This window comes from Pseudomonas sp. LW8 (assembly GCF_041956865.1).
Classification (GTDB): Bacteria; Pseudomonadota; Gammaproteobacteria; order Pseudomonadales; family Pseudomonadaceae; genus Aquipseudomonas; species Aquipseudomonas siliginis.
In genome coordinates, this window is sequence record NZ_CP168138.1 from 2,040,660 (window position 1) to 2,060,369 (window position 19,710).

A 19,710-nucleotide genomic window follows, 5' to 3' on the forward strand; every position below is an offset into this window, starting at 1 on the left:
TTGTTGGGCGATGCCTTGAGACTGACGAGTTAATCGTTGTTAATTTCCTCGCTCAGGCTGGAACTCAGCACATCCTTGCAAGTCAGCGCCCGGCGCTTTGCGCGACGATGTCGACAAAGCACGGCCGCCGTTGGCCAGGTTCAAAGGGGAATGCAATGAAAAGCTTGGTGAAAGCGGCAACGACGCTGGCGGTCGTGCTGGCAATGTCCGGCGCCATGGCGCAGGCACCGCAGGTTGGCACTCAGGCGCCGGGTTATTTCCGGCTGGCTGTCGGCGATTACGAAGTCACGGCGTTGTTCGACGGTTACAACGATTTGTCGCCGAAGTTGTTGCAGGGCATGAGCCAGAGTCAGATTCGCGCGCTGCTTGCGCGCCGTTCGATTGAAACCCCTGGCGTGCAGACGGCGTTCAATGCCTTTCTGGTCAACACTGGCAAACAACTGATTTTGGTCGACACGGGCGCAGGGCAGTGCATCGGCGCCACCGCAGGCCAACTCTCGGCCAACATGCAGGCCGCCGGTTACAAGCCTGAACAGGTCGACACGATTCTGCTGACGCACCTGCACCTCGATCACGTCTGCGGTCTGGTCGACGCCGAAAAGAAACCGGTGTTCGCCAACGCCACCGTGTTTGCAGCCAAAGCCGAGGCCGACTACTGGCTCGATCCGGCAGCGCTGGCCAAGGCCCCGGCGGGCGCAAAAGAGTTTTTCAAGATAGCCCGGGACTCTACGGCGCCCTATGTTGCCGCCGGCCGCTTCAAGACGTTTGCCGCCGGGCAGTCGCCACTGCCGGGACTGGTCGAAGCAACCCTCGAAGCCGGCCACACGCCGGGCAGCACCACATATCGCTTCAATTCGCAGCAGCAGAGCATCGTGTTCATGGGCGATCTGGTGCATAACCTGGCGGTGCAGTTTTTGCACCCGGAAGTGTCGATCGGTTTCGACGTCAACAGTCAGCAAGCGATCAGCAGTCGTCAGGCAGTGTTCAGTGCTGCGGCAGCGAGCAAGACCTGGGTGACGGCAGCGCATCTGCCGTTCCCGGGCATCGGCCACATCACCGCCGAGGGCAAACATTTCCAATGGGTGCCGGTAGAGTACGGCCCCTACAAACGCGCGGCGAAAGTGCCATTGATCGAGTAAAGTGCCCAACGCCTGTGGCAAAAAGCGTCTGACACCGATAAGGAAACCACACCCATGAACCGTAACGATCTGCGCCGCGTCGACATGAACCTGCTGGTGATTTTCGAAGCGCTGATGTTCGAAAAGAATCTGACCCGTGTGGCGGAAAAACTGTTCATGGGCCAGCCGGCGGTCAGTGCTGCACTGGGGCGCTTGCGTGATCTGTTCGACGATCCGTTGCTGCTGCGCAACGGTCGCGGCATGGAGCCGACAGCGCGGGCGCTGGCGATCCTCAAGGAATTGCAACCGGCAATGGACGTGATTTCCGGCGCAGTCAGCCGCGCCAAGGAGTTCGAACCGGCCAGCAGTTGCGACGTATTTCGCATCGGTCTGTCGGACGACGCCGAGTTCGGTCTGTTTCCACCGCTGTTGCGCCAGCTTCAGCAGGAGGCGCCGGGGATCGTCGTGGTGGTGCGCCGCGCCAACTATCTGTTGATGCCGGCGCTGTTGGCCTCTGGAGAAATCTCCGTGGGTGTCAGCTACACCACGGATCTGCCGGCCAACGCCAAGCGCAAGAAGCTGCGTGATATTCCCTGCAAAGTGCTGCGCGGCGACGACCGTCCGGGGCCGTTGACCCTGGACGAATATTGCGAACGTCCGCATGCAATGGTGTCGTTCTCCGGTGACCTGAGCGGCAATATCGATCTGGACCTGGCCAAGATCGGCCGTTGCCGCCGAGTCGTTCTCGGCGTACCGCAGTTCAGCGGCTTGCGCGCCTTGCTCGCCGGTACCGAGATGATCGCGACGGTCCCGGACTACGCCGCCTGTGCCTTGGTCGAAGGCTGCGCCCTGCGTGCCGAAGATCCGCCATTCCCGATCGATGCCGCGCAATTGTCGATGGCGTGGAGCGGGGTGCATGACAACGACCCGGCGGAGAAGTGGCTGCGCTCGCGCATCAGCCAGTTCATGGCGGCGCCGCTGGATATTCCGGCGCTTTAACCGCCCTCGATTACACAAGCAGTTCTCCTGTGGCAGCGAGCCTGCTCGCGAAAGCGGTGTGTCAGTTAGTGTGGATGTGACTGGCCTGACGCCTTCGCGAGCAGGCTCGCTCCCACATTGTTTTGTGGCAGTCTGCAAATTGAGTGCACGCCGCCAATCCCTGTGGGAGCGAGCTTGTTCGCGAAAGCGGTGGGTCAGTTTGTGTGGATGTGACTGGCCTGACGCCTTCGCGAGCAGGCTCACTCCCACAGAGAAATTCGGGGCTGACCGGGCTTTGTGATTCGGCACATAGACTTGTGGGAGCTGGCTTGCCAGCGATTGCGGTGGGTCCGTCAAAGAAGGTGGTGGATGTGCCGACCAATCGCTGGCAAGCCAGCTCCCACAGGGATACGGGGTGGAATGAACATTGTTGGTCACCACAAAAACCTGTGGGAGCGAGCCTGCTCGCGAAAGCGGTGTGTCAGTCAATGTGGATGTGGCTGACCTGACACCTTCGCGAGCAAGCTCACTCCCACATTGTTTTGTGGCTGGCGGCAGAACATCAAAGACCTGAAAAGCAACTAAGCACACCCATCCAATTTCTCCCGCGCCGGCCTTGGCATGATTCCCGTCAATGACATTCAAAGGGTCGGGTCATGATTGCTACGAGGGATGAACAGGCGCGCGACATCGGGTTGCTGTTCCTGCGGGTCAGCGGTGGATTATTTCTGCTGTGGGTGCACGGCTTGCCGAAGTTGCTGGACTTCACCGCGCAGCTGCAACTGATCGAAGACCCGTTCCACCTCGGCGCCCACCTGACCCTGATCCTGGCGATCTTCGCCGAAGTCCTCTGCCCGTTGCTGATCGTCGCCGGTGTGCTGGCGCGATTGGCTTGTTTGCCTATTCTCTTTGTACTGCTCGTGGCGTTGCTGGTCGTGCATCCGCAATGGAGTGTGGCTGAAGGGCAGTTTGGCTGGTTGCTGTTGATTCTTTTCACCACCGTCTTGATCGCCGGGCCGGGACGGCTGGCGATTCCTGTTCGTTTGCCCGGAGTGCTGCGTTATGCCTGAAGTCCTCAATTCACAAGCACCGGGGGCCGATGAGACCGTCACGTTGATCATCAAACACTCGGTCAAAACCGGTTTCGAATCGGCGTATGAAGCATGGCTGCGCAATATCGTGCGCGTCGCCGGGCAGCGCGAAGGGCATTTGGGTGTCGACGTGGTGCGCGGCAAGCGCGGGCGTCTGGATTTCTACACTTGCGTATTGCGCTTTAGCTCCACCGAAGCGATGCAGGGCTGGCTGGAATCCTCCGAGCGTCAGGCGCTGGTGGCTGACGCCGCACCGATGCTGGCCGACGGCGATCAGACCGAAGTCGCGCCGGTCAATGAATTCTGGTTCACACCGCTGGCCGAGGCCGGCTCGCCGCCGCCGCGCTGGAAGCAGGCTGTCGTCACACTGTTGGTGATTCTGCCGCACACCCTGCTGGTGCCGCTGATCTGGGGCCCGCTGCTGGCGCTGCATCCGCTTCTGTCCAACTACGTGGTCGCCACGTTCCTGATCACCCTGACCATCGTCCTCTCGGTGGTCTACGTGGTGATGCCGCCGGTCACCCGTTTGTTTACCCCGTGGCTGGAAGCCAGTCAGGCCCACGAACACCTCGATTCCCAAGAAACCTCGCCGCGTTGAGCGGGGTTTGCTTCTTTTCACTTTCGCTTGAGGAACTGCGATGAGCGCCGATCTGATTTTATTCAATGGCCAATTTCATACCGTAGACCGGGAAAAACCACTGGCCAGTGCGGTGGCGATCAAGGATGGCCGCTTCGTCGCCGTCGGTAACGATGCCGAGGCCATGGCCCTCAAGGGCAGCGCCACACAAGTGGTCGACATGAAGGGCCGCTGCGTCATCCCTGGCCTCAACGACTCGCACTTGCACCTGATTCGCGGCGGTCTGAACTACAACCTCGAACTGCGCTGGGAAGGCGTGCCATCGCTCGCCGACGCGCTGCGCATGCTCAAGGATCAGGCCGATCGCACGCCCACCCCGCAGTGGGTGCGTGTGGTCGGTGGCTGGAACGAGTTCCAGTTCGCCGAAAAACGCATGCCGACCCTGGAAGAAATCAACCAGGCCGCGCCGGATACTCCGGTGTTCATCCTGCACCTCTACGACCGTGCGCTGCTCAACCGCGCTGCCCTGCGTGTGGCCGGCTACACCCGCGACACGCCAAACCCGCCGGGTGGCGAAATCGTCCGCGACAGCAACGGCAACCCGACCGGCATGCTGGTCGCGCGGCCGAACGCGATGATCCTCTACTCGACACTGGCCAAGGGACCGAAGCTGCCGCTGGAATATCAGGTCAACTCGACCCGTCAGTTCATGCGCGAGCTCAATCGCCTGGGCCTGACCAGTGCAATCGACGCCGGGGGTGGTTTCCAGAATTACCCGGACGATTACCAAGTGATCGAGCAACTGGCCAAAGACGACCAGTTGACCGTACGCATCGCTTACAACCTGTTCACCCAGAAGCCGAAAGAAGAGCTGACCGATTTCCAGAACTGGACCGGCAGCGTCAAGTTGCATCAGGGCGACGACTACCTGCGCCACAACGGTGCTGGCGAAATGCTGGTGTTCTCCGCCGCCGACTTCGAGGATTTCCTCGAACCGCGTCCGGACCTGCCGCAGACCATGGAACAGGAACTCGAGCCGGTGGTACGCCACCTCGTTGAGCAGCGCTGGCCGTTCCGTCTGCACGCCACGTACAACGAATCGATCAGCCGTATGCTCGATGTGTTCGAGAAGGTCAATCGCGACATTCCGTTCAACGGTCTGCCGTGGTTCTTCGACCACGCTGAAACCATCACCCCGCAGAACATCGAGCGTGTGAAAGCGCTGGGCGGCGGTATCGCGATTCAGGATCGCATGGCGTTCCAGGGCGAATACTTTGTCGATCGCTACGGCAAACAAGCCGCCGAAGCCACGCCACCGATCAAGCGCATGCTCGCTGAAGGCGTGCCGGTTGGCGCTGGCACCGACGCCACCCGCGTGTCCAGCTATAACCCGTGGACTTCGCTGTACTGGATGGTCAGCGGCCGTACCGTTGGCGGTCTGGCGCTTTACGAAGAAGGTTTGCCACGCAGCACCGCGCTGGAACTGTTCACCCACGGCAGCGCCTGGTTCTCTTCGGAGCAGGGCAAGAAGGGCCAGATCCGCGTCGGCCAACTGGCAGACCTGGCGGCACTGAGCGCGGACTTCTTTAGCGTTGAGGAAGAAGCGATCAAGTGGATCGAGTCGGTGATGACCGTGGTCGGCGGCAAGATCGTCTACGCCGCCGGCGACTTCGAAGACCTCGGCCCGCGTTCGATTCCGGTGCTGCCGGACTGGTCGCCGGTAGTCAAAGTCCCGGGCCACTGGCGCCCGAACTCGCCACTGCAGGCGCAGGTTCACCAGTGCAGCGGGCCGTGCGCCGTGCACACCCACAGCCATGAAAAAGCGCGGATGTCGAATGCGCCGGTCAGCGATTTCGCCGGTTTCTGGGGCGCGTTCGGCTGTTCCTGCTTCGCGTTCTGAGTTTGAAAAAAGCGCCGGTCATCAGGGCCGGCGCTTCCCGCAACAACCATCCATCCAGGAGTTTTGCCATGAGCGTTCCTTACAAGCGTCTGAACAAAGATGATGCCGTCGTCCTGCTGGTCGATCACCAGACCGGTCTGATCTCGCTGGTGCAGGATTTCTCGCCGAACGAGTTCAAGAACAACGTGCTGGCACTGGGCGACATCGCCAAGTTCTTCAAGCTGCCGACCATTCTGACCACCAGCTTCGACGCAGGTCCAAACGGCCCGATCGTGCCGGAACTGCTCGAGCAATTCCCTGACGCGCCGTTCATTCAGCGTCCAGGCCAGATCAACGCCTGGGACAACGAAGACTTCGTCAAGGCGATCAAAGCCACCGGCCGCAAGCAACTGATCATCGCCGGTGTAGTGACCGACGTTTGCGTAGCTTTCCCGACCCTGTCGGCGATTGCTGAAGGCTTTGAAGTGTTTGTTGTTACCGACTCGTCGGGTACCTTCAACACCACCGTGCAACAAGCGGCGTGGGCGCGGATGTCGGCCGCCGGTGCACACCTGATGAACTGGTTCGCTGTGGCTTGCGAGCTGCAAGGCGACTGGCGCAACGACATGGAAGGCCTGGCGCATCTGCTGTCCGAGCGTCTGCCTAACTATCGCAACCTGATCAACAGCTATACCAAGTTCACTGCCAAGTAATCTGGTCGAAAGTCAAAAGCCCCTCACCCTAGCCCTCTCCCGGAGGGAGAGGGGACTGACCGCGTTGTTTGCTAGAGTTGCATCGACCTGCAATACCGAGCCGAGCTCCGCTCTTGAAACGCATGGAGATCGGCTCCCTTTCCCCCCTCGCCCCCTTAAGGGGAGAGGGCTGGGCGGGCGGCGTTCCGATGAGGGGGTGAGCTTTTGATCTTCAAAGTTTCAGATCAGCGTTTTTGCAACCACCCCAAAAAACCACCTTTCTTCACCGCCACCGGTTTGGCCATCAACGCGAGGCGACTGTTCTGCTGACGCACCGCCTGCAACTTGTTCAAGGCCCGGCCGACTTCGCTGCGCTTGTCCATGCACTCACGGGTCAACTGTTTGTCGAGACGATAGATGATGCTCGACGTCAGCGCCGTGAACGTCGCCTGCGACGGTGTATCGGCAAGAATGCTCTGCTCACCCATGACTTCGCTCGGCCCCATGCGCCCGGCCTCGGTCTGGCCATTGCCGTCCGGCACCGTCGCGCTGACCACGCCCGTGGCGATCACGAACAGACTGTCCGGCACCTCGTCCAGATCCAGCACCACCTGACCGGCCGTGTACTGCTGCGCGACCATCGACTCAGCGAGGCGATCACGTTCCTCGCTGCTCAGCGAGCGGAAAATCTTCACCTCATCCAGCAACGCACGGGCGCGGCTCGACGGTTCGATCACGCCGTCGGGATGCCGGGAAATACCCGCCGCTTCGAGATGACGGTGGGCGAGGTCGAACAGTTGATTGCGCACTTCGCTCTTCTTGCCCAGCTCAGCGATGAAACCGCTGGCAACGTATTCCGACATGGTTTCGCCGGCTTCTTTGAGTACGGCTTTCGGCGCCGGGCTGAGCAACAGCGAACTGCTGCCCTGCAGAGTGCGATCAAGGGCATCCAATACCCGACGCGGACGAATGTGGTTCGGCACTTTGATACTGATCGAGACACCGTGCATGTTGCTCGGCCGGCTGAGATTGACGATTTTCGCCTTGGCCGCCACCGAGTTCGGTACTACGGCCATGGTGCCGGCGCTGGTCAGCAGGTGCGTGGCGCGCCAGTCGATATCGAAGACCTTGCCTTCGACGCCGTCGATCATCACCAGATCGTCTACCTGATACGGCTTGGTGGTGTTGAGGACGATGCCGGAAAACACATCGGCGAGGGTGCTTTGCAGCGCCAGACCGACCACGATGGCGACCACCCCGGAAGTGGCCAGCAGACCTTTGACCGGCAGATCCAGCACGTAACCGGCCGCCGCGACAATCGCGACCAGAAACACCAGCGCGCCGATGACGTCCTGCAGCAAGCGCCCGCTGTGACCGATGCGGCGCATCAGCGCCAGGCCGATCACTTCGGTCAGCACCCGTGCTGCGTACAACCACCAGAGAATCCCCAGCGCCGTCGCACCCAGCTGCGCCACACGATCATCGGCGAACAGCGGCGCCTGCAAGGGGCTGACACCGGCATTGATCACCAGCGCGCTGAACGCCAGAAACAGTGCCAGACGCACGCCGACTCGCGGCGCGCGATGGCTGAAGGGCGAGAAATGCCAGAGCGCGGCGTCGAGCAGCAACAGCACAGCGCTCCAGGACAGCAGGTGGGCGTAGAAAAGGGTCATGACCGGTACTCCGCGACGCTGGTGAGAAAAAAGATCGCAGCCTGCGGCGGCTCCTACAGGGAATCGTATTCCAGGGTAGGCGCTGCCGCAGGCTGCGATCTTTTGCTTTTATGGATTCAGATGAGTCTTCAGCTCGGCCGCCGCCTGACGCACCGCCGCTTTGACTTCCGGAATCTGGCTCAGCGGATTGAGCAGGCCGAAGTCATGAATCATGCCGTTGTAGCGCACCGAAGTCACCGGCACGCCGGCTGCATCCAGATGCCGCGCATAGCCTTCGCCTTCGTCACGCAGCACGTCGAACTCGGCGGTCTGCACCAGCGCAGCGGGCAGGCCCTTGAGCTGTTCGGCGCTGGCGTTGAGCGGCGAGGCATGGATCTGCGCACGCTCGGCCGGGTTGGTGGTGTAGTTGTCCCAGAACCACTGCATCATGCCCTTGGTGAGAAAATGGCCCTCGGCAAATTGCTGGTACGAACCGTCATCGAATTGCGCATTGGTTACCGGCCACATCAACAGTTGGAAGCGCAGGGCAGGGGCTTTCTGCTCCTTGGCCATCAACGCCACGACCGCCGCCATGTTGCCGCCGACGCTGTTGCCGGCCACCGCCAGACGTTTGCCATCGACACCGATGTCCTTGCCGTGCTCGGCCACCCATTTCGTCGCGGCGTACGCCTGGTTGATCGCGGTCGGGTACTGCGCTTCGGGCGATGGCGTGTAATCGACATACACCGCAACAGCGCCAGAGCCGACCACCAGATCACGGATCAGGCGCTGGTGCGTCGGGAAGTCACCCAGCACCCAGCCGCCACCGTGGAAGAACATGAACACCGGCAACTCGCCTTTGACCTTGGCCGGGCGCACCACTTTCAGGTTGATGGTCTGGCCGTCGACCTTGATCGCCTTGTCGCTGACTTCCACGCCGGACAGATCAACCTTTACCGAAGCTTGGGCACCGGTCAGCACTGCACGGGCGTCCTTCGGGCTCAGTTGCTCCAGCGGACGACCTCCGCCAGCGGCGAGGGCATCGAGGAACGCTTGGGTGTTGTGTTCGACGCCGGGGCTGCCTGCGGCAAATGCGCTGCTGACGGACAGGGCGAGGAGGGACGCGGCTAGGGTTTTCTTGATGCTCATGTTCAATTCCATTTTTGAATGTGTGATGTAGGAGCTGCCGAAGGCTGCGATCTGATCGTTCCCACGCTCTGCGTGGGAATGCAGCCGGGGACGCTCCGCGTCCCAACGATCAGATGGCTGCCTTCGGCAGCTCTTTGTGTTCAGGGTTGTTTTCAAACCGTGAGCACAGATTAATGGGCTGCTGAAAAGCGAAAAAGCGGCTATAAAGCGTTTAACTGTCCACCAGAGAGTGACAATGAACCCGTTCGAAGACATGCGTATTTTTTGCCAGGTCATGGACTCCGGCAGCTTCACCGCCGCGGCCGATCAGTTGGGGCTGTCCAAGCAGTTCGTCAGCCGCCGTTTGATGCAACTGGAAGAGCGCCTCGGTGTGCGCTTGTTGAATCGCTCGACCCGCCGCCTCGACGTCACCCCGCTGGGGCAGAGCTATTACGAATCGGCGTTGCGCTTGTTGGGTGAGGTGGAACAGGTCGAGCAGGGCATCGCCGGCGAAACCGCCGAGCCGCGCGGCACGATTCGCCTCAGCGCGCCGTTGTCGTTTGCCGTGGCGCATCTGGGTTGTCTGCTACCGCTATTCCTGCAGCGTTATCGCGAAGTCACCGTCGAAGTGGATCTGAGCGATCGCCCGGTCGACCTGCTCGGCGAAGGTTACGACCTGGCCCTGCGCATCGGCGTGCTGGAGGACTCGACATTGATCGCCCGACGTATCGCCAGCATCGAACGGGTCTACTGCGCCAGCCCGGCCTACCTCGCCGAACGCGGCACACCACTCAAACCCGAAGACCTGCACAGCCACGACTGCCTGCCTTACGGCCACGGGCGCTCGGTGCAATGGCGTTTCAACGAAGCGCCGGGCAAACCGCTGCTGATCAACGTCGCCGGCCGCATGCGCGTCAACAACGGCGAACTGCTGCGGGACGCAGCGGTGCAGGGGATGGGCATTACCTATCTGCCGACCTTCATCGTCGGTGCGGCGCTGAAGGATGGGCGCCTCGTGCCCGTGCTGGATGATTTACGCCCGGAGCCACTGACCCTGTCAGCGGTTTATCCGCAGCATCGCCAGGCTTCGCGGCCGGTACAGGCGCTGGTGGAGTTTTTGCGTGAGCGGCTTAACCAGAGTCATGTGAATCTTTGATAGTGGGGCCTGCTGGGCAAACGGCGTGTTATCGATCGGGCGAACGTCCTACCGTTTTTTCCTGCGATGTCTTTATGGATATTCCTGTCGGGTATGCAAAACGCTAAGTATCTCGATTCGATCCGTCACCTCATAAATCACTACGTAGTTAGGATGTACAACGATTTCCCGGGTGCCGGGAGATCGACCTTTACGGTAGAGATGGGGATGAACGGAGAGTGAGGTTGTGGATTCTTCGATGGATTTCGAGAGACTCACTGCGGCTGCAAAGTTTCTCTCGCCAATGTATCTGAGGATGTTCGAAAGATCGGCCTTGGCTTCGGGCCGCCACTCAATCTGCATCGGCCTTTTTTCGCATGGATTCGATCAAGGCATGCATGTCCGCCATCACGTCCTCATGGGGGAGACTCGGATGGGGATCATCTCTGGACGCCTGCACCTTGGCTCGCAACCAGCGATCATGACTGGCAGCCTGCTCGTTGTTTTTAAACCCTGAATCGTCGGGAAAGATTTTGCCGTCCATAGTGCCTCCGGGATCAATGCCTGGCAGTCTATTCGGTACAGGGATTGCTGTCGTCGTTGTCTGGATGAACTGCATCTTGGTCGAGCTCCATGAGTACTTGTAGTTCGACAAATCCTAGACTGAGCGCTTCCGACGGCCAACCGACGGAAGATGTAGGAAAACGGTTGGGGTTTCCCGAGTTCCTTCCTTTTTCTGTAGGACTCGCTGAAGAGGACTGCGCAGTGTGATTACAACATTGGAACAACCGCCACCCCGCGTCTGTTCTACACTCACGCCGCTCAATCACGAGCTTCACCCGGAGTAGCGCCATGGAAGTGCCCAACCCCAAAACCGCCATCGAAAGCAATCGACAGGCGTGGAACGATTCCGCTCGCCATCATCAGGATTCACCGGACTGGCAGGCATTGCTCAGCGATGTCGCGCAGGCGGAGTTTTGCTGCCTCGATGACACCTTGCGCGGCTTGCTGGAAGTCGACGGCAAAGACGTGATTCAACTGGGCTGCAATAACGGTCGGGAGAGCCTGTCGCTGTTTGCGCTGGGTGCGCGCAGTGTCGTCGGCGTCGATCAATCGGCAGCGTTTCTTGAGCAGGCCCGCGAGCTCAACAGCCGCTCGCCGCATACTGCCGAATTCGTCGAGAGCGATATCCACCATCTGCCCGCATCGCTGCATAACCGCTTCGACGTCGCCCTGATCACCATCGGGGTACTCAACTGGATGCCTGACATCGGCGAATTCTTCCGCCATGTCGCGCAGGTGCTGAAGCCGGGCGGCAAACTGGTGATCTACGAAACCCATCCGTTTCTGGAAATGGTTGATCCGCAGGCTGAAGATCCCTACCGCCTCGCCAGCTCGTATTTCCGTGCCGAGCCGTTTGTGCAGCAAGAGCCGATCGTTTACGTAGGTAAAGTCGAGCAGCCGGCGGCAAAGTCGTACTGGTTCGTGCATACGCTGGGCGCGATCTTCAGCGGCGCCATTGGCGCGGGGCTGAGCATTATGGATTTTCAGGAATATGCGCATTCGAACCGGGAAGAGGTGTATGACTGCTACCTGAACCAGCAGGCGCAGCTGCCGATGTGCTTTAGCCTGGTGGCAAGCAAGGCCTGAGATCCTTTATTGCGACGGCTGGCCTCATCGCGAGCAGGCTCGCTCCCACAGGGAAACGCATTCCAGTGTGGGAGCGAGCCTGCTCGCGATGGCGGCCTTGTGACCGCCACATTTCACAAGGCCGGATCAAGCCTGGGCCGCGGCACTTACCACCGGCCGGCCCGGTTTGCGCAGCGGATCCAGGCGTGAGCCTTCATAGCGGGTTTCGCGGAAGAATTTCCAGCGGCCGAACAGGCAGTAAACGTGGGTCACCCGGCCCTGTTCCTGATAACCCATGCGGATATGCAGTTTAAGCGCCGGGATGTTGTGGGTTTCGCAAACGTCGACCACCTTGGTGCAACCCTGCGCCGCCATCGCTTGCCACAGTGCAACCTGCACGTCCACCGACAGGCTGCTGCCGAAGTAGGCGCGGATCATTTCGCCGCCGAATTCGAAGAACTCGCCGGGTTTGACCGGGAAGGTGCAGCCGTAATAGTGGCGGTCGTGGTAGTCGCGAATGCTGCCCCAGATAAAGCCCACGGCGTGGCCATCGGCGTCCAGGTACATGTGCCCGGTGTGGCCCTCGGCAGCCAGTTCGGCCATGGTGCCGACACGGTCGCCGAAGTGTTTGCTGAACGCCACGGCGTTCTCCGGGGTGATGTCGACTTTGCGCAGGCCTTCATACGGGCGCAGTTTGTGTGGCGGCACCGGGCTGACCAGGTCGCGCTCCATCCACAGCAGTTCCCAGTGGAAGAACACGTAGCGTTTCCACAACGTGCCGACGGTGCGGCCCAAGCCTTTCTGTCTGATGCGATCTTGCACTTTGGTGATGATGCTCATGATGCCCCTCCAGGGTCTTGGCCCGGATGTTGTGGTGAGTGTCGTTACAGCGGTGATTCATTCGAGCGCCGTAGCGCCCTGCGTTTCTTCTCGATTGAGGTCGGCATACGAGACTCGCGCGACGCCTCTCAAACCCTGTTCGATTACCTCGCTCAACGACTCGCCGGAGTCGAGATAGGCATCGCCGAAATCGACGCCGAGGCGGGTCGGGTGGGCGACGATTTCCAGCACGCCGTCGCTGGGGACGCTGGCATTGCGCAGGTCCACCGGTGTACAGACGTAATCGGCGGTGACCCGCGCCAGACTCTGCAAACGGCCATTGAGCAAACCCTTGAATAGGCGCTTGGGCAGCGTGAGGTTGTGCCCGAGGTTGCGCGCCAGCCGAATCGGTACGCCTTGCTCGGCGGCAAACTTCGCGACGACTTCGCCGATCGGCCAGATGTTGTGTACGTGCTGGTGGGAGTCGATATGGCTCGGGCGCATGCCGTGATCGACGCAGCGTTGCCACTGCGCCTGTAACTCGGCGCGCACCGCGTCACGGTCTGCGCGACTCAGCCACAGGCTGTGGCGGGGCAGGTTGAGGTCGAACACGCCGTTGCCATCGCAGAAGGTCCGCCGCCCCAAGATCGCTTGGCTCAGCGGGCGTCCATAGGTCAGGTTGAAGTGCAGACCGATCCGACCTTGCAGCGTCGGATGGCGGGCCATGGTGCAGGCGGCTTCAAACGCCGGCATGTTGGCCATGGCCGTGGCCGAGCTGATCAGGCCGGCCTGGAAGGCAGCGAAGATCACTGCGTTTTCGTTGGCGCTGAGACCGAAGTCATCAGCGTTGACTATGACTTGGCGAGGCATGGCCGCCCTCCGGAGTGATTGCGACAGGTTGCACCAGTGCTGCAGATTTTTTGTTGGCGCGCCTGGTACGCCACTGCTGCACGGCGGGCTTGCAGCGATACCAGATGCGCAGCGCCAGACCCAATGCCAGCCCACTTGGGCGCCACGAATAGAAACTCCAGCGCCAGTGTTCCAATTGCCCGGTCATGCGTTCGTACAGTTGATGGCTGGAGTTTTCCAGGCTGACCCGCGAGGCATCAATCCAGCGCCAGTGCTCGTCCAGGCCCCAGCGAATCCATTCCTCCAGCAACACCCGGCCACTGCCGAGATCGGCGTACTGCGGCAGGAAGGCGAGGTTGTAATCGTAGAGCCGGCCCTGTTCGAGCAGGCCGAGGCGATAGCTGATGCAGCGGCCGTTCAGCTCGAGCATCACCACGCGTACCATGCCTTGGCCGGCGAGGGCGGTGAAGGCGCGTTCGATCCATTGGCGACTGCGCGGTGTGGCGAAAATCCCGACGCCTTCATCGCCTTTCCAGCTCACCGCCTCGACTTCGCTGATGGTCTGCAACAAGGCAGCCATGCTCAGCGCATCCGGGGTAATCCGGCGGATCTGCGCACCGCACGCGGCAATCCGTTTGCGTGCCCGGCGCAGTTTGTAGCGCGGGTCGCCGGAGACTTCCTGATGGTCGGCTTCGCTGATCAGATGCACTGGCACCCGGCAGCTCAGGCGTCGCTCGGCCGTAGAACTGCGCGCCATCCATGCGGTGACGGCACTTTCTTCACCCGCAGGCTCCGACAACTCATTGAGTTGCAGCAGCGCATGGGGCAGGCGCTGGCGAATCAACAGCAGCGCCTCGTGCATGTCCGCGCCGCCGAGCAACGACAGCAGGGCCAGACGATCAGCCAGCGGATAACCCAAGTGATGCAAGACCCGAAACGGCACGCCGGCGAAGCGCTCGCGGCTGGCTACCAGCGGCAGGCACAGGCGTAGTTCTGCGGCTTCCCAACCGAGCAGAATGTGCAGGCGCTGATCCTCACCCAGAGCCTGTTCCGCCGCACATAACCAGCCGAGATTGTTGAACGGCGTATGGTCGGTCACGCCCAGGCGCAGCGTTTCATACGCGGTTGCCGGGAAGTCGGCGGCGCACAGGGACGTGCACCATTCGAATCGCATCACCATAGGTTCAGGCCGCCGTTGCGTTGACAGGTGGACGGGAAGTTTTACCCAGCGCCGCCAGGCGCGAACCGCTGTAGCGGGTTTCGCGATAGAAGCGCCAGCGGCCGAACAGCGTGTAGATATTCATGATCCGCCGTTGTTCGGTATAGCTCATGCGCAGATGCAGCTTGAGTGCCGGGATGTTGGTCGACTCACAGACATCGACCACTTTTCGGCAGCCCTGGGCGGCCATGGCTTCCCACAGGCGCAATTGCAGGTCCACCGACAGCTCTGTCCCCCAGTAGGCCCGGGCCAGTTCGCCGCCGAACTCGAAGAACTCGCCGGGCTTCACCGGGAATCGGCAGCCGTAGTAGTGCCGATCGAAATAACTGCGCGGCGTGCCCCAGATAAACGCCACGGCATCGCCTTGCTCGTCGACATGCATGTGCCCGGTGTGGCCCTCTTTGGCCAGCTCGGCCATCGTGCCGACACGGTCGCCAAAGTAACGCGCGAAAGCGCTGGCGTTGTCCGCGGTGATCCTGACCACGCGCAGCGGCGGATAGGGTTTGAGCCTGTGCGGCGGCACCGGGCTGACCAGGTCGCGCTCCATCCACAGCAGTTGCTGATGGGAAAAAATGTACAGTTTGCGGATCTTGCCCAAGGTCGCTCGCAGGCCTTTACGACGAATATGTCCGCTGAGTTTTTGCAAAACATCCATGGTCTCTTCTCCTGATGAAGGTGCCATGCGCGGCATCAAGACCGCGCGGCAGAGCATCGAAGGGCGGCTCATGAAGCGCTCCAGCTCAGGGCAAACAGGGTTTGCCCCGGCAGTTCGAAACGCACGCGCCCGTTGTCGCAGGCAAACGGTGCGTCGCGGCTGCGATTGTCGGCGCCGAAGTAACGCAGGGCGCCATGGTTGAGCGGGCATCGGGCGCCGCTCAGATCGACGCGTTGCAGGCGCGTACCTTTGTTCACTCCGAGCAACGTGCGCTGCTCGTCGCCGGCCATCGCCAGCACATCCACCTCAAAGGCATCGTTGTCCAGTTGCAGCACCTGGTGCAGCCAGTGGCGGGCGATGAATTGCTGGGCCAGGCCGACCGGTTTCAGCTCGAAGCGATCCTCGCCCAATATGCGCAACATGCCCTTTGGGTATTGCGGTTCATCGGCGGCCTGAAACCAGTTGAGCATGCTCAGCAAGCCGTCCTGCGAAGCGTTGATCACCACTGAGGCCCACCACAGCGAGGTGTAGTGGGTTTCCTGATCGTAGGGGCTAAGGCTGGAGCCGCTGGACAGGTTGGTCTGATCGAGCAGCAAGGCCTTGCGCGGCTGACCATTGGCGTCGCGGCCGACCAGTTCGGCGGCACGGCGAACGCTGTCGCGGTAGACGCGGGTGGCGAGCAGATCGCGAATCATCCATTCATGCCAGGCCAGTGCATCGACCTGATCGGCTGACTCGCTGAGCAGGCGCCGTGCCCAATCGATTCCGCGCTTGTCCGCCGCATTATCGGCGAACGGGCCGTTGACCAGTCGCGAACTGGCCGGCATGGCGATGCGCACACCGGCGCGGGCATTCGCCGGGTCGCTGCGCACCTGACGGGCCATGCTGGCGAAAATCGCCTGATATTGCCCATAGCTGGAGTAGTTGAGATTGGGCTCGTCGGCAAAACCGATGTAGTGCATGCCATTGCCGCCCAGTGCGCGGGTGGTGGCCAGCCAGGCATCGAGGCCGCTGTTGCTCTGCACGTCGGCGCGCAGATCGGCCTGGCGCTGACTGCCGGCCAGCAGGGTGATGTCGTTGCGAATGCCGAAGCGCTGCTGATAGACCCGGCGGAATGCGTCTTCGAATTGCGGGTTCTGCGCCGTGACGTCGACGAAACTGTAATAGCTCGCCGCCGTCGGCTTCAGCGCATCGAGCAGCGCGTGGCTGGCTGCGGGCGGCATCACATAGGGCAGGGCGATACCGAGATCCGGCGTGCGCCCGAGGACTTTGTCGTGCAGCACCAGCCGGACATCTCCGACCTCTTCGCGCAGCGGTTGCAGTTGCTGCGGATTCTGCGCAAACAGATTAGCCGTGCCATCAAGCCAGAACGCCGCTTTGCCGCTGCCCTGCAGTTGCAGGCGCCAGACCTGCTCGCGGGGGCTGACTGGCAACGCGACCTGATCGAACTGCCAATAGGCGCGATAGGGCTTTAGTGCGAGAGTCAGCGCCTGGTGGTCGCCGATCCGCTGCGCCTGTAGCGCGGTGACGCCGCCGTGAAACTTGCCGGCGAGCACTGCATGCTCACCGGCCGCGACTTTGAAATACAGCACGTCGCCATTTTTGCTTTCGGCACTGAAGTGCACTTTGGCCGGGGCAAACAGGGCAACGGTGCGTTCATCGTGTTCGATGCGGTAGTGGCGGAAGCTGTAGCCGGGAATTTCCAGTCGATAACTCGCCGCGCCGGGCAGCAGCGGCCAGGTCTGGCTGCCACGGGTTTCGCTGGCCTTGATCAAGCGTTCGCCGAGCAATTTGCCGCGACCGTCGAGCAGGTACAGTTGCTCTTCGTTGGCATCCGCTTGCCACGCCGGGGTCCAGCGCACGGTCACGCTGTCAGGCTGATCGGTTTGCAGAAACAGACTGCCGTCACGAATTTCGCCCCAGCGCATCGACGCCGCCAAAGCGTCCAGCGACAGGCCGAGACCGAACAGCAGGTACCAGCCTTTCATGCGGGCTTCCTCTGCAGCATCGACCACATCGGCAGCACGTCGCGGGGCAGGATGATCAGGGTTTGCCAGAACGGCACAGCGCTCAAACGGCAATACAGCACGAGCATGGCCACGGTCACCGCCAGATAGGCGATCGATGATGCGGCGGCGGCGCCGACGATGCCGTAGGCCGGAATCAGCACCAGGTTCAGCGCCAGATTGAGCAGCGCGCCCAGGCCCATCAACAACGACACCGAGCCGGGGCGATTCTTGCCCAGCAAGTCCAGGCGCAGAATGCTCGCGTAGCACAGACCCAACAGCCCCGGCAGCAACGCCAGCAGCGCCGGGTACGCCGGTTGGTAGGCAGCGCCAAACAGGGTGACGATCAACCACTCGCCGATCACGGCCATGCTCAAACAGGCGCCGAGCATCACCGTCGCGGTCAGGCGCAGCGCCAGCGGAGTGACCTTGTCCATGCCTTCATCCTGTTGCAGCAGGCGTTTCATCAGGGGCGTAGTCACCGCTTCGGGGACGATCAACAGCAATTCGGCAGCAGCGCTGGCCATGGCGTAATGGCCCAGCGCGGTGCTACCGAGCAGGGCGCCGATAAACAGGTAATCGGAGCGCAAAATCACTTGCTGGAACAGCAGATCGGGATGGCTGCGCGCGCTGTAGCGCAGCAGCTCCTTCTGGCTGGCGCGATCCCATTGCAGCTGCAATGGCTGCGCCCGCTTCAGCCAGACCCAACCGGCGAGCACCACCAGACTGATACCGGCCAGCCAACTGATCAGCGCTGCCTCCAACGCCGCGCTCTGCCACATCCAGAACAGCGCGACGAACAGCAACAGCGGCGCCAGCGATTCGATCAGGCGCAAGACGTTGAACGCGACCACGCCACCCGAGGCGTTGTGCAGGGTCAGCAGGCCGCTTTTCAACACGGTCAACGGCACCGCCAGCAGCAACAGCCAGGCGAGCAGGCCCAGTTGCGTGGTCACGTCCAGTTGCGTGCCGAATTCGCGCACCAGCGCCACCACCAGCAAAGTCAGCAAACCGGCCAGCAAACAACCGAACACCAGCACCTGGCTGAGCAGCAAACCCATCGGCCGCTGCTTGGCCGCCTGATAACCGACCGCCGAATTCAAACCGCCGCTGGTGGCCGCGCTGATCAGGTCAGGCAGGGTGCTGAGCAGGGCGAACAGGCCGCGTTCGCTGGGGCCGAGAATCCGCGCGAGCAAGACGTTGCGCAGCAAACGCAAGGCGATCATCGCCAGCTTGGTGCCCATGCTCAACGCGAGGTGCTTGAGGTAGTTGCCTCGGCTCATGGCCGCGCTCCCCGGTAGATCCGCCAAGACAGCAATTGCGGATGGCGCGCGGTGCGCTGGCTGACGCCGAAACGCGGCAGGTTCAGCGGATCGCCGTCGCCGCGATAGATCCCGGTGCCGGTGCCCAGCGCAAACGGGTAATCGTGGTCCGCGACCTGCTGGCGAACGCGATCATCGTTGTCGCCGTTGGGGTAGCAATAGACCGGTAGAGGTCGGTTGCAGCCGTTGTTCAATGCGTCGCGGCTGCGGCGGATTTCTTCGCTCAGGCGCGCATCATCGAGACCGGTGAGGATTGCGTGGCTGGCGCCGTGCGGGCCGAACCGCACCAGACCGGAGGCTTCCATTGCCCGCACCTGATGCCAGTCCAGTGCCTGTGGCAGCGAGTCCTTCGGGCATTCGTCGGTGAGTTCTTCCAGCTCCTGCGGAGCCAGGCTTTTCAGCCCTTGCAGGTAATGCAGCAGCGCCAGGCTGCGGCGCTCGACATCGATGTCATCAAGCAGCACCGGCAGCGGATGTTTGCGCGCATGCAGGCATTCGATCAGGTGCATGCGTGCTTTATCGCCATGGCTGCCCCATAGGGTTTCGCCAAGGCTTTCCCACCAGAAACGCTGGCGGCTGCCGATGAAATCGGTGGAGAGAAAAATGCTCGCCGGCACCTGGTGTTTCTGCAGCAACGGGAAGGCGTTGACGGCGTTGTCACGCCAGCCATCGTCAAAGGTCAGCGCCACCCGTGGGCGCTCGCTGCGCAGGGCGTTGGGCTGGAGAATTTCCATCAGCGGCACGCAGTCGAAATGCTTGCGCAGCCACACCAGCAAATGCTCGAACGCTTTCGGTCCGACGCACAGTTCATTGCGGTGCGGCAGGTCGGCGGCGCGGTCATTCGACAGCACGCGGTGCAGCATCAGAATCACCCCCGCGCCCTGCAACTGCTGACGGCCCACCGGCGAGTTGAGATAGAGCCAGCCACTGGTGCTTTTTATCAGTTGTTTGATCGCCATGG

General features: G+C 61.6%; 19 protein-coding genes. 8 read left to right on the plus strand and 11 right to left on the minus strand.

Features of this window, described 5'->3' with window-relative positions:
* Positions 1–155 precede the first annotated feature (155 nt).
* The 6 genes from AB9L16_RS09180 to ycaC all read left to right on the plus strand — a co-directional run bounded on the left by AB9L16_RS09180 (position 156) and on the right by ycaC (position 6,356).
* A complete protein-coding gene (locus tag AB9L16_RS09180) occupies positions 156–1,139 on the plus strand; it encodes an MBL fold metallo-hydrolase (RefSeq protein WP_056784490.1) in 984 nt (327 codons plus the stop codon).
* Between the two features lie 54 nt (positions 1,140–1,193).
* Entirely contained in the window at positions 1,194–2,117 is a 924-nt protein-coding gene (locus AB9L16_RS09185) for a LysR family transcriptional regulator (RefSeq protein WP_039762138.1), read from the plus strand.
* Positions 2,118–2,752: 635 nt separating this feature from the next.
* On the plus strand, positions 2,753–3,166 hold the full coding sequence (locus tag AB9L16_RS09190; protein ID WP_024012430.1) for a DoxX family protein: 414 nt from the start codon (positions 2,753–2,755) through the stop codon (positions 3,164–3,166).
* Positions 3,159–3,785 (plus strand): antibiotic biosynthesis monooxygenase, encoded by a 627-nt coding sequence (locus AB9L16_RS09195; protein WP_375123406.1) that lies wholly within the window; start codon positions 3,159–3,161, stop codon positions 3,783–3,785. Before AB9L16_RS09190 ends, AB9L16_RS09195 begins: the two co-directional genes overlap by 8 nt.
* A 40-nt stretch (positions 3,786–3,825) precedes the next feature.
* Positions 3,826–5,664: an amidohydrolase gene (locus AB9L16_RS09200; RefSeq protein ID WP_042609477.1), complete on the plus strand. Its 1,839-nt coding sequence runs from the start codon at positions 3,826–3,828 to the stop codon at positions 5,662–5,664.
* Between the two features lie 68 nt (positions 5,665–5,732).
* Positions 5,733–6,356 (plus strand): isochorismate family cysteine hydrolase YcaC, encoded by a 624-nt coding sequence (ycaC, locus tag AB9L16_RS09205; protein WP_016774080.1) that lies wholly within the window; start codon positions 5,733–5,735, stop codon positions 6,354–6,356.
* 224 nt (positions 6,357–6,580) lie between these two features.
* Here ycaC and AB9L16_RS09210 read toward each other — a convergent pair whose 3' ends face one another.
* The gene (locus AB9L16_RS09210; protein WP_375123407.1) at positions 6,581–8,008 is read right to left on the minus strand and encodes a mechanosensitive ion channel domain-containing protein; all 1,428 of its coding nucleotides are present in this window, start codon (positions 8,006–8,008) and stop codon (positions 6,581–6,583) included.
* 108 nt (positions 8,009–8,116) lie between these two features.
* Positions 8,117–9,136 (minus strand): alpha/beta hydrolase, encoded by a 1,020-nt coding sequence (locus tag AB9L16_RS09215; protein WP_150741528.1) that lies wholly within the window; start codon positions 9,134–9,136, stop codon positions 8,117–8,119.
* A gap of 235 nt (positions 9,137–9,371) precedes the next feature.
* On the opposite strand from AB9L16_RS09215, the gene AB9L16_RS09220 reads away from it, so the two are divergent.
* Positions 9,372–10,271, plus strand: coding sequence for a LysR family transcriptional regulator (locus AB9L16_RS09220; RefSeq protein ID WP_041478583.1), 900 nt, complete (start codon positions 9,372–9,374; stop codon positions 10,269–10,271).
* 72 nt (positions 10,272–10,343) lie between these two features.
* On the opposite strand, the gene AB9L16_RS09225 is transcribed toward AB9L16_RS09220, so the two are convergent.
* Entirely contained in the window at positions 10,344–10,613 is a 270-nt protein-coding gene (locus AB9L16_RS09225; protein ID WP_082228561.1) for a type II toxin-antitoxin system mRNA interferase toxin, RelE/StbE family, read from the minus strand.
* Positions 10,603–10,794, minus strand: coding sequence for an antitoxin (locus AB9L16_RS09230; RefSeq protein WP_129999094.1), 192 nt, complete (start codon positions 10,792–10,794; stop codon positions 10,603–10,605). The genes AB9L16_RS09225 and AB9L16_RS09230 overlap by 11 nt, the downstream gene beginning before the upstream one ends.
* Positions 10,795–11,102: 308 nt before the next feature.
* On the opposite strand from AB9L16_RS09230, the gene AB9L16_RS09235 reads away from it, so the two are divergent.
* Positions 11,103–11,900, plus strand: coding sequence for a class I SAM-dependent methyltransferase (locus AB9L16_RS09235; RefSeq protein WP_375123408.1), 798 nt, complete (start codon positions 11,103–11,105; stop codon positions 11,898–11,900).
* Between the two features lie 126 nt (positions 11,901–12,026).
* Here the strand turns inward: AB9L16_RS09235 and AB9L16_RS09240 are convergent, their stop codons facing one another.
* From AB9L16_RS09240 to AB9L16_RS09270, 7 genes are all read right to left on the minus strand, one after another.
* Positions 12,027–12,719, minus strand: a complete 693-nt coding sequence (locus AB9L16_RS09240; RefSeq protein WP_041478587.1) for a GNAT family N-acetyltransferase — start codon at positions 12,717–12,719, stop codon at positions 12,027–12,029.
* Positions 12,720–12,776: 57 nt separating this feature from the next.
* The gene (locus AB9L16_RS09245) at positions 12,777–13,568 is read right to left on the minus strand and encodes a carbohydrate deacetylase (protein WP_041478588.1); all 792 of its coding nucleotides are present in this window, start codon (positions 13,566–13,568) and stop codon (positions 12,777–12,779) included.
* Positions 13,540–14,727, minus strand: a complete 1,188-nt coding sequence (locus AB9L16_RS09250) for a GNAT family N-acetyltransferase (protein ID WP_375123409.1) — start codon at positions 14,725–14,727, stop codon at positions 13,540–13,542. The genes AB9L16_RS09245 and AB9L16_RS09250 overlap by 29 nt, the downstream gene beginning before the upstream one ends.
* Positions 14,728–14,731: 4 nt before the next feature.
* A complete protein-coding gene (locus AB9L16_RS09255) occupies positions 14,732–15,421 on the minus strand; it encodes an N-acetyltransferase (RefSeq protein ID WP_150635728.1) in 690 nt (229 codons plus the stop codon).
* Positions 15,422–15,489: 68 nt separating this feature from the next.
* Entirely contained in the window at positions 15,490–17,409 is a 1,920-nt protein-coding gene (locus tag AB9L16_RS09260) for a hypothetical protein (RefSeq protein WP_375123410.1), read from the minus strand.
* A complete protein-coding gene (locus tag AB9L16_RS09265) occupies positions 17,406–18,710 on the minus strand; it encodes an oligosaccharide flippase family protein (protein WP_130899478.1) in 1,305 nt (434 codons plus the stop codon). Before AB9L16_RS09265 ends, AB9L16_RS09260 begins: the two co-directional genes overlap by 4 nt.
* A complete protein-coding gene (locus AB9L16_RS09270; protein WP_041478593.1) occupies positions 18,707–19,708 on the minus strand; it encodes a polysaccharide deacetylase family protein in 1,002 nt (333 codons plus the stop codon). The genes AB9L16_RS09265 and AB9L16_RS09270 overlap by 4 nt, the downstream gene beginning before the upstream one ends.
* Positions 19,709–19,710: the final 2 nt, after the last annotated feature.